Raw genomic sequence first — 11,942 nt, forward strand, 5'->3', positions numbered from 1 at the left:
CCCGGTCTGCCGCTCCTGGCACGGTGCAGACACCGGCCCTCGCGAACAGGTAGATGGATCTCCGTGAACGACAGCAGCACCTTCAGCGCCTCCCCGCAGACGACCCTCGTCGACGCAGGACGGCTGGCAGCGCTGGCGGCGCTCGGACTGACGGAACGGTCGGACCCGGGCATGGAGCGGTTCGCCGAGCGCGTGCGCGACCAGCTGGGCGTCCCCGTGTCGCTGGTGTCGCTGGTCCAGCATGATCAGCAGGTCTTCCCGGGCATGTGCGGGCTGCCCGACCCCTGGGCGAGCCGCCGCGCCACGCCGCTGAGCCACTCGTTCTGCCAGCACGTCGTCACGACCGGCGAGCCGCTCGTCGTCGAGGACGCCCGCCTGGCACCGCTGGTGCGCGACAACCTCGCGACGATCGAGATCGGGGTCGTCGGCTACGCCGGATCACCCCTGACCGACGACCGTGGTCACGTGCTCGGATCGCTCTGCGCGATCGACACCAAGCCCCGGCGGTGGACCGAGCGTGAGCTGGCGATCCTGCACGACATCGCGACCGACTGCTCCAACGAGCTGCGGCTGCGGCTCGCCAGGCTCGACGCCGAGCTCGAGCGCGAGCGACGCGACGCGATCGATGCCGAGCTGCAGATCGCGCTGACCCGGTCGCAGCAGCTCCTGAGCGTCGCCGAGGTGCTCAACGCGTGCCGCTCGATCGACGACGTGCGCCGCGCCCTCGACAGCTTCGTCGACCCCCGCAGCGGGCTGATCGAGCTCACGGTGCACCTCGACGCCAGCCGGCCGCGCCTGGCCGCCGACACCGAGCTCGTGGTCGTCGCCGACATCGAGGCCCCCGACAGCCGGCTCGACGCGGACGAGCGCTCGGCCCTGCGGCAGCGCGGGGCGCGGAGCGTGGCCTACCTGCCCCTGCACGGCTCGGGTCCCCTGCTGGGGCACGTGGAGCTGGTCTGGGACGCCCCCCGCGACATGGAGCCGCAGGAGCGTCCCATGGCCGCGGCCCTCGCCGCCTACACGGGCCAGGCGCTGGAGCGCGCGATCCTCATCCAGAACCGCATCGACGTCGCCCGCGAGCTGCAGGCAGCGATGCTCGCCCCGCTGCCCCGCGAGACGGGTCTCGACCTGGCCGCGTGCTACCTGCCGGCGATGGCCGAGGAGCAGATCGGTGGCGACTGGTACGACGCCTTCGTGCTGCCGGGGGGCGACGGCGGGGGCGCGTCGGTCGTCGTCAGCGTCGGCGACGTCACGGGCCACGACATCGCGGCGGCGACGGTCATGGGCCAGGTGCGCGCGATGCTGCGGCAGACCGCCTGGGACCACCCCGATGCCGCGCCATCGGCCCACCTCGCCGGGCTCGAGCTCGCGTGCGAGGCCTTCGACATCCCCGCCAGCGGCACGGCCGTCGTGGCACGCCTGACCCCCGTGCCGGGCACGGGCCGCTGGCAGATGACGTGGGTCAATGCGGGCCACCCGCCGCCGCTGGTCGTCGAGCCCGAGGGCCGCACCGGCTTGCTGACCGACCACGACATGCTGTTCGGGTATCCCGATCTCGCGACCCGGTCACGTCGGGACCACATGATCGAGCTGCAGCCGGGAGCGACCGTCGTGCTCTACACCGACGGCATCACCGACGAGTCGTCGATCGACCGCGACGACCAGGTCGTGGCCCTCGTCGACGTCGTCGGCCGCACCCGCGCCCAGGGATCGCAGGCTGTCGTCCGGGCGCTGGCCGACCGGTTCGTCGACATGTCCGACGACGTCGTCGCGCTGGTGCTGCAGGTGCCCCCGGCCGACGCGTAGGCGTCAGCGCACGACGTCGAACACGTTCTTCTGGATGCCGTTGGAGTAGACCTCGTGCTCGACGAGCGACAGCTTCGTGGCGTCGACGTCGGAGGTGCCGAACAGCCGCCGGCCCGCGCCGAGGAGCAGCGGGAACACCAGCAGGTGGTAGCGGTCGACGAGGCCCGCATCGGCCAGTCCCTGCGCCAGGGTCGCGCTGCCGTGCACCGCGATGGGGCCGCCCTCGGTCTGCTTGAGCGCGGCGACCTCGTCGAGCGACGACAGCACCGTCGCCGGCCACCTCTCGTCACCCTCGGTCAGGGTCGTCGAGACGACGTAGCGGGGCATCGCGTTGTAGCCCGCGAAGTCGTCCATCGTCGGCCACACGGGGGCGAACGCCTCGTACGACACCCGGCCCAGCAGCAGCGCCGCGGTCTCCTCCTGCTCGCGGCCCTTGATCTCGTAGGCCTCGGGGACGAACTCGACGTCCTTGAACGTCCAGCCCGCGTTGCGGTATCCGGCCTCGCCGCCCGGTGCCTCCATGACGCCGTCGAGGGACACGAACGAGGTGACGATGAGGGTGCGCACGGATTCTCCTGGGGTGGTCGGGCGACCCAGCCTGTCAGTCCGTCACGGGTCTGTCACGCACCCGTGGGCAGCGTCCGCTCCAGGATCGCCGCGACGTCGAGGCCTGCCGGCAGCGTGCCGTAGGCGGTGCCCCAGTCGCCGCCGAGTCGCGAGGCGCAGAAGGCGTCGGCGACGGCCGGCGTGGCGTGGCGGACGAGCAGTGAGGCCTGGAAGACCAGCGCGAGCTGCTCGACGACGCGCCGGGCCCGGTGCTCGATGTCGTCGAACGACGTCAGCTCCTTCTTGAGCCGCACAAGCGCATCGTCGAACCGGGCGTCGGAGCCCTCGGCCTGCTCGACCTCGCCGAAGTAGACGTCGAGCGTGTGCGGCTCGCGTGCCATCGCCCGCAGCGCGTCGAGCGCCGCGACGTTGCCGGAGCCCTCCCAGATCGACATCAGGGGTGCCTCGCGGTAGAGGCGCGGCAGGTCGGAGTCCTCGATGTAGCCGTTGCCGCCCAGGCACTCGAGCGCCTCGCCGACGACCATCGGGGCCCGCTTGCAGACCTGGTACTTCGTGACGGCCAGGGCGATGCGCCGCAGTGCCGCCTCCTGCTCGTCGCCGCGGATCGCCCGGTCGTTGGCGCCGGCGAGGCGCATCATCGCGGTCGTCGCGGCCTCGGACTCCAGGGTCAGGTCGGCGAGCACGTTGCGCATCAGCGGCTGGTCGACCAGCTGCCGACCGAAGGCCGACCGGTGCCGGGCGTGGTGCGTCGCCTGGACGAGCGCCGAGCGCATCGCGGTCGACGATCCGATGACGCAGTCGAGGCGGGTCATGTTGACCATCTCGACGATCGTCCGCACGCCCCGGCCCTCCTCGCCGACGAGCCAGCCGGAGGCACCGTCGTACTCGATCTCGGAGGACGCGTTGGAGCGGTTGCCGAGCTTGTCCTTGAGCCGCATGAGCTGCAGGCTGTTGCGCTCGCCGCCGGGCAGGACGCGCGGCACCATGAAGCACGACAGGCCCGACCCGGTCTGCGCCAGCGTCAGGAACAGGTCGGACATCGGCGCACTCGTGAACCACTTGTGCCCCACCAGCTCGTAGGTGCCGTCGGGACGTTCGGTCGCCGTCGTCGTGTTGGCCCGCACGTCGGAGCCGCCCTGCTTCTCGGTCATCGACATGCCGGCGATGAGCCCCCGCTTGGTCGCGGGATCGGCCAGGACCGGGTCGTACTCGCGGCCCGTCAGCAGCGGCTCGAACTGCGTCGCGAGGTCGGGGGCCGCCCGCAGCGCCGGGACGACGGCGTACGTCATCGAGATGGGGCAGCCGTGCCCGGCGTCGACGTTCCAGACCGCGAACTTGGCGGCTCGCGCGACGTGTGCTCCGGGACGGTCGTCGGCCCACGGAGCCCCGTGCAGCCCGTGACCGACCGCGGTGCGCATGAGCTCGTGGTACGACGGCGTGTACTCGACCTCGTCGATGCGGTGGCCGTAGCGGTCGTGCGTGTGCAGGACGGGCTTGTCGCGCTCGGCGACGCGCCCGAGGTGCTGCGCCTCGGCCGTGCCGGCGAGGCGACCGAGCGCGGAGACGTCCTCGAGCGCCCATCCGGCGCCCTCGCGCTCGAGCCCCTCACGCAGGGCCCGGTCGTCGCTGGTGTCGTGGCCGACCAGCGGCGGGACCTGGTTGAGCACCTCGTGGGTCGTCATGACTCGATGTTACGACCTGTTGCTCGACTGTCAACTATTTCGTAACAGCACGGGTGGTCGGACGGCGTGTGGCAGAGTGGCCGCCGTGACCGCGTACGCACCTCTCTCGGCACGCTCGGTCGTCCTCAGCCTGATCCTCGGCACGCCGTCGCGGGCCCTGACCGCGGCCCAGCTCGCCGACGCGGCCCGCCACGTCGGCATCAATCCCGCGACGGTGCGCGTCGCGCTGACCCGGGCGGTCGCGAGCGACGAGCTGGTGCGGGACGGATCGCTCTACCGCCTGGGCCCGCGGCTGGTCGAGCGCCGCGAGCGCCAAGACGCCCACGCATCGGTCACCGCGTGGGACGGGACGTGGGAGACGGTCGTGGTCGTGACATCGGGGCGCTCGAGCAGCGACCGCGCCGCGCTGCGCACCCTGCTGACCCGGGCGAGGCTCGCCGAACTGCGTGAGGGCGTGTGGATGCGTCCGGCCAACCTGCGCCGCGAGACCCCGGCGGACGCGTCGGTCGACGTCCGGACGTTCTCCACGACGTCCGACGACCCTGCCGGCCTCGTCGCCGACCTGTGGGACCTCTCCGGCTGGGCGGCCGAGACCCGCCGCGTCGTGACAGCCCTCGAGCGCACCCGACAGCCGGGTGAACGACTCGCCGTCGCGGCGCACCTCGTGCGCCACCTCTCGGACGATCCACTGCTTCCGGCCGAGCTGGCGCCCGCCGACTGGCCTGCCGACGAGGCCCGCGCGGCCTACAGCAGCTATCTCGCCGAGCTGGAGGACGTGGTCAGCGCCGGGCGAACACGTCGTCGTCCGGCCTGATGACCGCACCGGTGCTCGCAGCGTACGAACGGTCGATCGCGGCCAGGACCTGGTCGAGCGTCTGATCGCGCGACGCGTCGGGAGTCCCGGCGAGCGGTCCGTCGATGTGCAGGAGCGAGAAGCCGTGGACGACGGACCAGCACGTGGCCTCGGCACCCACGCGGGCGTCGGTCGACAGGTAGCCGACCGCGACGAGCCCGTCGAGGGCCGCGCTCAGCATCCCGTACGGATCGACGGAGGGGTCGAGTGCGAGGTCGATCTCGCCGTCGGGACCGGGCTGCGGCCTGACGGCGAACGCACTGCGGAACAGGCCCGGCTCGGCCAGTGCGTAGGCGACATAGCCCTCACCGACCGCCATCAGGCGCTGGCGTGCCCGCAGCACCGCGTCGACGGGGCCGGTGCGCTCGACGGCGTCGAGCCGCAGCTGCATCGACTCGACGAGCCCCCGCATGGCCCGGACCGCGACCTCGGCCACGAGCTCGTCGCGGTGGGCGAAGTGCCGGTAGGCCGCACTGTGCGACACACCCACGGTGCGGGCGAGATCGCGCAGCCCGATGCCGTCGGGCCCATTGGTGCGGGCGGCCTCGACGGCGGCCTCGACCAGCGCCTCGCGCAGGTTGCCGTGATGGTAGGACGAGGCGGGCATGGCCTCACGGTAGCCGTCAGACGCGACCGCTCGCGGCGTCGACCCCGTCGGCGAGTCGGGCACCCGGCAGCGACACCAGCGCGGCGACAGCACCGACGAGGCACAGGAGTCCGACCACGGTGCAGCTCACCGCGAGCCCGTGGATGAAGGCGTCGTCGACAGCGCTCTCGAGACCTGGCACCCGCTGCGCCAGCGCGTGGGCCAGACCGACGGAGTCGGCGGCCGCAGCGCTCGTCGCCGTGTCGACGCGTCCCGTCAGCTGGTCGACCAGCCGGTCACCGTACCGGAACGAGAACAGGGAGCCCACGACGGCGACGCCGAGCGTGCCGCCGAGCTCGCGGGTCGCGTCGTTGACCGCCGAGCCGACTCCGGCACGGGCCGGCGGCAGCACCTGCATGATCGACTCGGTCGCCGGCGTGCTGACCAGGCCGATGCCGACTCCGAGCAGCACCATCTGGGGCACGATGACCGTCGCGTAGTCGACGTCCGCCCCGATCGTCGAGATCCACAGGAACGATGCACCCATCATGGCCAGGCCCGGCGTGACGACGGCCTTGGTGCCGAGTCGCGGGGCGAGCGCACCGCCGATGAGCGACGCGGCGGCGATCGACACCGCGACGGGCAGGAACCGCAGGCCGGTCTGGAGCGCCGAGTAGTCGCGGACGAACTGGAAGAACTGCGTGATGAGGAAGACGAAGCCGAACAGCGCGAAGAACGCGATCGTCACGGCGGCACAGGCGGCGCTGAACCGTCGGTCGAGGAACAGCGTCACGTCGACCATCGGATGCTCGACGGCCCGCTCCACCGACACGAACGTCAGGACGAGCGCGGCCGCCACGACGAACCCGGCGACCGTCTCCGGGCTGCCCCATCCGTGGTCGGGTGCCTCGATGATCGTCCAGGTCAGGATGCCGAGCGCCGCGACCGACACGAGCAGACCGGCGATGTCGATGCGCGGGACGCCAGGGTCGCGCGACTCCGGCACGAACGCCGCGGCCATGCCCGCCGCCAGGAGGCTCACGGGCACGAGCGCCCAGAACACGCTGTGCCACGAGAAGTGGCTCAGCAGCAGGCCACCGCCGACCGGTCCGAGGGCGACGCCGATCCCGACCGACGCACCCCACAGCCCCAGTGCCGAGGCGCGTTCGCGTCGCTCCGTGAACGTGTTGGCGATGATCGACAGCGTCGTCGGGAAGATCAGGGCGGCGAACACGCCCATCGCGACGCGCAGCGCGATGAGCTCACCACTGGAGTCGGCCAGCGCCGCGAGGATGCTGCTGAGGGCGAAGCCCAGCAGGCCGAGGATGAGGGCCGGACGCCTGCCGAACCGGTCGGACAGGCTGCCCATCGCCAGGACCAGGGCGGCGAAGGCCAGGTTGTAGCCGTCGACGATCCACAGCAGCGACCGCGTGCCCGCCTGCAGCTCGTCGGCGAGGGTCGGCAGCGCGATGTTGACGATCATCGTGCTGAGGTTGATCGTCAGGGCCGCGAGGCAGACCGTGAGCAGGACGAGCGGCTTGCGGACCATGGCGTGGGACATCCTTGAAGTAGACGGTGACAACATCCACTCTGGGGGTCGATGTTGCCACTGTCAAGATGCATGCCGAGCGGTCCGCCGTCGGTCAGGCCAGGTTGCGCTCCGCCGCCCGCCGGACGAGCGCAACGAACTCCGAGTGGTCGACCGAGCCGCCGGCCGGGACGTCGATCGCCCGGCGCGTGCCCGCGTCGAGGCTGGCGTTGAACAGCCCCGCCGGGTCGTCGACCGACGCTCCCTTGGCGAACGTCACCTTGACCTTGTCCTTGTAGGTCTCGACGGTGCAGATCAGCCCGCCGCTCGAAAAGGTCGGCACACCGTCGGGATTCGACGGCTTGCGCCACTTGACCTCCTCGGTCACGTCGGGAAGCGCCTCGACGATCCACGCCCTCAGCTGCTCGACGCTCTCTGCCCGCCAGTCGTTGTCCATGGGCGCGACTCTACTCAGGCAACCGACGCGCCGTCCCCCTCGAAAACCCCTACGATCTGAGGGTGACATCCGTCGTCGTCCGCACCGAGCTCGACCACGTCGTGCTCGAGGTCAGCGGCGACATCGACCTGGCCACGGCTCCCCAGCTGCGCGACGCGGGTCTGCGCGCCCTCGGCATCGAGCCGACGCGGGTCGTCATCGACCTCACGGACGTGACGTTCATCGACTCGTCGGGACTGGGCGTCCTGGTGCTGCTGCGCCGCAAGGCCCGCACCCACCGCAGCGAGCTGGCCCTGGTCTCGAACAGCCGTGTCGACGCGGTGCTGCGCGTCTCGGGGCTCGAGCACGTCTTCACGATCAGTCGCGGTACTGCAGCTCCGCGGTGACTCTCAGGCCGTCGGTGTGCTCGACGGTCCAGGCGTCGCAGATGTGCTCGACGATCGCGAGCCCCCGGCCGCGCGCACCGTCGTCGCTGAACGAGACCTTGCGCAGGGTCGAGGGCGGGCCACCGTCGCACACGCTGATGCGCACCATGCCGTCCTCGATGCACCACGAGACGTCGATCTGGCCGTCGGTGTCAGGCTGCCCGTGCTCGAGGCCGTTGGCCACCAGCTCGGCCAGCACGAGCTCGGCGTCGTCGACGAACGTGGCCCGCAGGTCCCGCGATTCGAGGTCGCGCCGCAACCGGTGACGCGCGACCCGGCCGCTCGCGAGCTCGAACGGGAGCTGGAACGAGGTGCACGGATCGTCAGCGGGCTGCTGCGCGTGTCGAGAGGTCATCCCCTCACTTCTACCCCATTGCGGTCAGGTCAAGCTCAGGCGGCCTTGGCCATGTCGGCCTGGCGACGCAGCTGGTCCTTGAGCTCGATCGCGCGACGGACCTTCTTGCCGCCCGTCGTCATCTTGTAGAGCTTGACGAGCTGCGAGGGGACGTTCTTCGGCGTCGTCTCGGCGAGCCACTCGTTGGGCAGCGAGAGGCGGACGATCTTGTGCCACGCGGAGTAGACCTGCTTCGGCAGCGGTGCCGAGATGTAGTTGAGCTCGTACTTGTCGAACAGCGCCTTGACCTGCGGGGCGATCTCGGCGTACCGGTTGCTCGGCAGGTCGGGGAACAGGTGGTGCTCGATCTGGAAGCTCAGGTTGCCCGTCATGAGGTGCATCAGCGGGCTGCCGGAGATGTTGGCCGAGCCGAGCATCTGGCGCAGGTACCAGTCGCCGCGGGTCTCGCCGTCGATCGACGTCTTCTCGAACGTCTCGACACCCTCGGGGAAGTGCCCGCACATGATGACCGAGTGGGTCCACAGGTTGCGCACGACGTTGGCCGTGAAGTTGGCGGCCAGCGTCGGCACGAACGAGCCGGTCGGCAGCGACAGCGCGGGGTGCACGAGGTAGTCCTTCGTGGCCTGCTGGCGGATCTTCTTCAGGGTCTGCTTGGCGCGGGCCTTGAAGTCGTCGCTGCGCTTGTCCTTCGGGATGGACAGGTTCTTGCCGAGCTCGAGGTCGTACGCCGCGATGCCGTACTCGAAGAAGCACGCGTTGACGAAGTTCCACAGCGGCTGTGCCAGGTAGAACGGCACCCAGCGCTGGTCCTCGTCGACGCGCATGATGCCGTAGCCGAGGTCGTTGTCCTTGCCGACGACGTTGGTGTACGTGTGGTGCAGCTCGTTGTGGCCGTGCTTCCACTGGTCGGCGGGGCTCGCGTTGTCCCACTCCCACGTCGTCGAGTGGATCTTCGGGTCACGCATCCAGTCCCACTGGCCGTGCATGACGTTGTGCCCGATCTCCATGTTCTCGAGGATCTTGGCGACGCTGAGGCCCGCCGTGCCGACCAGCCAGAACGGCGGGAACACCGAGAACAGCAGCATGGCGCGGCTGCCGGCCTCGAGACCCCGCTGGGACTTGATGATCTTGCGGATGTACGCGGCATCGCGCGAGCCGCGGGTGTCGAGGACCTCCTGGCGGATCGCGTCGAGCTCGCGTCCCAGGGTCTCGATGTCCTCGGTGGTCAGGTGCGCGGTCGGGTCGACGGTCTTCTGCTGGATCGTGGTCATGACGTGGCTCCTAGGTGACATGCGCCGGCTGCGGCGCTGATGCAGGTCTGGATGGGGACTCCGCCGTGGGCGGACGAGATGGGGTCGACGGTCGTGATGGCACCGTTGCGCAGATCGCGCACCGAGCCCTCGCGCAGCGGCAGCACGCAGCCGAAGCAGACGCCCATGCGGCATCCGCTCGGCATCAGCTGTCCACCGGCCTCGGCGACGTCGAGGATGGGGATGGCACCGTCGGCGTCCAGCACGGTGCCGTCGTCGAAGGTGATCGTGCCGCCGTCGCCGGCCTCGACGAACGCCGCCCGGAACTGCTCGGTGAACAGTGACAGGCCAGCGGCCTCGTGGTGGGCTGTGAGTGCGTCGAGCAGACCGCCCGGGCCGCAGGCGTACGTCGTGCGGTCGGCGAGATCGGGCACGAGCCCGGCGAGATCGGCGACGTCGAGGATGCCGTGCTGGTCGTCGTAGCGGGGCACCAGCGTGATGGCGCCGTGGGCGGCCAGCTCGCGGAGGTTGGACAGGAAGATCGAGTCGGGCTCGGTGGGGGCGACGTGCACGACGACGATGTCGAGGTGGCTGCTGCGCGGCAGGTCGACGACGCCGGAGTCGGTGACCGGGAAGAGATTGCGGAGCATGCCGATGACGGGGGTCACGCCCGAGCCGGCGGTGACGAACAGCAGGCGCGAGGCCGACGGGTCGAGCACGAAGTCGCCCGTGGCCTGCTCGAGGTGCACGAGGGTGCGCGGACGGGCGTGGTGCACGAGGTGGTTGCTGACCTTGCCACCCGGCACGGCCTTGACCGTGATCGAGATCAGGCCGTCGGCCCGCGGTCCGTGGGTCAGCGAGTAGGCGCGCCACTCGCGGACGCCGTCGACGTCGATGCCGATGCGGACGTACTGGCCGGGGACGTGCCCGGCCCAGTCGGCACCCGGCTTGAGCAGGATCGTGGCGGCGTCGCGGGTCTCGGGCTGCACCGCGACGATGCGCGCGCGCAGGTCGGTGCCGGACCGCAGCGGGGCGGCCAGGTCGAGGTAGTCGGCCGGCAGCAGGGGCGTCGTCGCGGCCTCGGCGAGCCGCGAGAGCCGGTGGCGCAGCGATCGCGCTGCGGTCGGTCGCTGCATCGTCTCGGTCATACCTCCATGATGCGCCCCTGAGGAGTTAACTTCATGACCTCAGTGCGTGAATCGTGTCGTAGTATCTGTTCCGGGCGAACAAATCTTGTCGATGGGTTGGGGATGGTCATGGTCGATCTGGAGGACAAGGCACTGAGGCTGCCCGCGACGGTCGTCTCGCAGATGCGGTCGGGCATGGCCGGCGTCGCCGAGCAGACCATCGCGGCGGTCATCAGCCAGGTGCCGAGCTATCACGACCCGTTCCAGGGCCGCATGGGGCGCAACATCGAGATGGCCGTGACGGTCGCGCTCGACGGGTTCCTCGACCTCGCCGCCCGGCAGGAGGGCATCGACGCCGGTGACCAGATCGAGGCGGTCATGGAGGCCGCCTACGAGCTGGGCCGTGGCGAGGCCCGCAGCGGCCGCACGATGGACGCGCTGGCCCAGGCGTATCGCGTCGGGGCCCGCACCTCGTGGCGCGGCATGAGCGCAGCGGCGGTCGAGAGCGGCCTCGACGCGACGACCATCGCGCGGCTGGCCGAGCTCGTCTTCACATTCATCGACGAGCTCTCCGACGCCAGCGTCAGCGGGCACGCCGACGAGCTCGCCACCTCGGGACGCCTGCGCCAGCAGCTGCGCGACCGGCTGGCGATCCGGCTGCTCGACGGCTCCCCCGAGACCGAGCTCGTCGCGGCGGCCGAGCGGGCCGACTGGGAGCCGCCCGAGCTCCTGACAGCCGTGATCGTCGCCGACTCCAGGGTGCGCCCGCTCCGCGGCCTCCTCGACGCCCGCACCCTGCACCTGCCCGAGGACGCCGCCGGGCTGACCCTCGAGCCCGGCACGTCGGTGCTGCTGGTGCCCGGTGGTGCCGACCGCGACCGTCGCGCGCTCGGTCGACTGCTGGCCGAGGCTGATGCGGTGGTCGGACCCGCCCGCCCGTGGGTGGGGGCACGCTCGTCGTACGAGCGGGCACGGCGGGCGCACGAGCTCGGCCTGACCGGCGACACCGACACGCACCTCGCGGATCTCGTCGTGCAGGCCGATCCCGATGCCCGCGCCGATCTGCGCGCGCGGGTGCTGGCACCCCTCGCCGACCTGAGCCCGGCGTCGCGCGACAAGCTGACCGCCACCCTGCGCGCCTGGCTGCTGCACCACGGACGCCGCGAGGAGGTCGCCCAGGCACTGTTCGTGCACCCCCAGACGGTCCGCTACCGGATGAACCAGCTGCGCGATCTGTACGGCGACGGGCTCACCGACCCGCAGCTCGTGCGCGACGCGACGATCGCGCTGGCGTGACCGCGTGCCG

12 protein-coding genes are annotated in these 11,942 nt (G+C 71.1%); 4 read left to right on the top strand and 8 right to left on the bottom strand.

What is annotated here, in order from left to right; genetic code table 11:
* Positions 1 to 63 precede the first annotated feature (63 nt).
* Positions 64 to 1,806 carry a GAF domain-containing SpoIIE family protein phosphatase gene (locus JOF40_RS01950; protein WP_129179609.1) on the top strand — a complete coding sequence of 581 codons (1,743 nt, stop codon included), beginning with the start codon at positions 64 to 66 and terminating at the stop codon, positions 1,804 to 1,806.
* Between the two features lie 3 nt (positions 1,807 to 1,809).
* Here the strand turns inward: JOF40_RS01950 and JOF40_RS01955 are convergent, their stop codons facing one another.
* A complete protein-coding gene (locus tag JOF40_RS01955; RefSeq protein ID WP_129179611.1) occupies positions 1,810 to 2,373 on the bottom strand; it encodes a dihydrofolate reductase family protein in 564 nt (187 codons plus the stop codon).
* 53 nt (positions 2,374 to 2,426) lie between these two features.
* Positions 2,427 to 4,055, bottom strand: a complete 1,629-nt coding sequence (locus JOF40_RS01960; RefSeq protein ID WP_129179613.1) for an acyl-CoA dehydrogenase family protein — start codon at positions 4,053 to 4,055, stop codon at positions 2,427 to 2,429.
* 85 nt (positions 4,056 to 4,140) lie between these two features.
* On the opposite strand from JOF40_RS01960, the gene JOF40_RS01965 reads away from it, so the two are divergent.
* Positions 4,141 to 4,869: a PaaX family transcriptional regulator C-terminal domain-containing protein gene (locus JOF40_RS01965; RefSeq protein ID WP_246152684.1), complete on the top strand. Its 729-nt coding sequence runs from the start codon at positions 4,141 to 4,143 to the stop codon at positions 4,867 to 4,869.
* Here JOF40_RS01965 and JOF40_RS01970 read toward each other — a convergent pair.
* The 3 genes from JOF40_RS01970 to JOF40_RS01980 form a co-directional block, all read right to left on the bottom strand.
* Positions 4,835 to 5,515, bottom strand: coding sequence for a TetR/AcrR family transcriptional regulator (locus JOF40_RS01970; RefSeq protein WP_129179617.1), 681 nt, complete (start codon positions 5,513 to 5,515; stop codon positions 4,835 to 4,837). The two genes, JOF40_RS01965 and JOF40_RS01970, sit on opposite strands and share 35 nt — an antisense overlap.
* Positions 5,516 to 5,531: 16 nt before the next feature.
* The gene (locus JOF40_RS01975) at positions 5,532 to 7,055 is read right to left on the bottom strand and encodes an MFS transporter (RefSeq protein ID WP_209674325.1); all 1,524 of its coding nucleotides are present in this window, start codon (positions 7,053 to 7,055) and stop codon (positions 5,532 to 5,534) included.
* 82 nt (positions 7,056 to 7,137) lie between these two features.
* Positions 7,138 to 7,479, bottom strand: a complete 342-nt coding sequence (locus JOF40_RS01980; protein ID WP_129179619.1) for a DUF1801 domain-containing protein — start codon at positions 7,477 to 7,479, stop codon at positions 7,138 to 7,140.
* A gap of 62 nt (positions 7,480 to 7,541) precedes the next feature.
* Between JOF40_RS01980 and JOF40_RS01985 the strand changes: the two genes are divergently transcribed.
* The gene (locus tag JOF40_RS01985) at positions 7,542 to 7,865 is read left to right on the top strand and encodes an STAS domain-containing protein (RefSeq protein ID WP_188111627.1); all 324 of its coding nucleotides are present in this window, start codon (positions 7,542 to 7,544) and stop codon (positions 7,863 to 7,865) included.
* Here JOF40_RS01985 and JOF40_RS01990 read toward each other — a convergent pair.
* The 3 genes from JOF40_RS01990 to JOF40_RS02000 are packed head-to-tail and all read right to left on the bottom strand — an operon-like array spanning position 7,837 to position 10,657.
* On the bottom strand, positions 7,837 to 8,259 hold the full coding sequence (locus JOF40_RS01990; RefSeq protein ID WP_129179623.1) for an ATP-binding protein: 423 nt from the start codon (positions 8,257 to 8,259) through the stop codon (positions 7,837 to 7,839). The genes JOF40_RS01985 and JOF40_RS01990 overlap by 29 nt on opposite strands.
* 35 nt (positions 8,260 to 8,294) lie before the next feature.
* The gene (locus JOF40_RS01995) at positions 8,295 to 9,530 is read right to left on the bottom strand and encodes a fatty acid desaturase family protein (protein WP_129179625.1); all 1,236 of its coding nucleotides are present in this window, start codon (positions 9,528 to 9,530) and stop codon (positions 8,295 to 8,297) included.
* Entirely contained in the window at positions 9,527 to 10,657 is a 1,131-nt protein-coding gene (locus JOF40_RS02000; RefSeq protein ID WP_129179627.1) for a ferredoxin reductase, read from the bottom strand. The genes JOF40_RS01995 and JOF40_RS02000 overlap by 4 nt, the downstream gene beginning before the upstream one ends.
* Before the next feature lie 108 nt (positions 10,658 to 10,765).
* Here JOF40_RS02000 and JOF40_RS02005 point away from each other — a divergent pair, with 108 nt between their 5' ends.
* Positions 10,766 to 11,932 (top strand): PucR family transcriptional regulator, encoded by a 1,167-nt coding sequence (locus JOF40_RS02005; protein WP_129179629.1) that lies wholly within the window; start codon positions 10,766 to 10,768, stop codon positions 11,930 to 11,932.
* Positions 11,933 to 11,942: the final 10 nt, after the last annotated feature.

Source organism: Aeromicrobium fastidiosum (genome assembly GCF_017876595.1).
GTDB lineage: Bacteria > Actinomycetota > Actinomycetes > Propionibacteriales > Nocardioidaceae > Aeromicrobium > Aeromicrobium fastidiosum.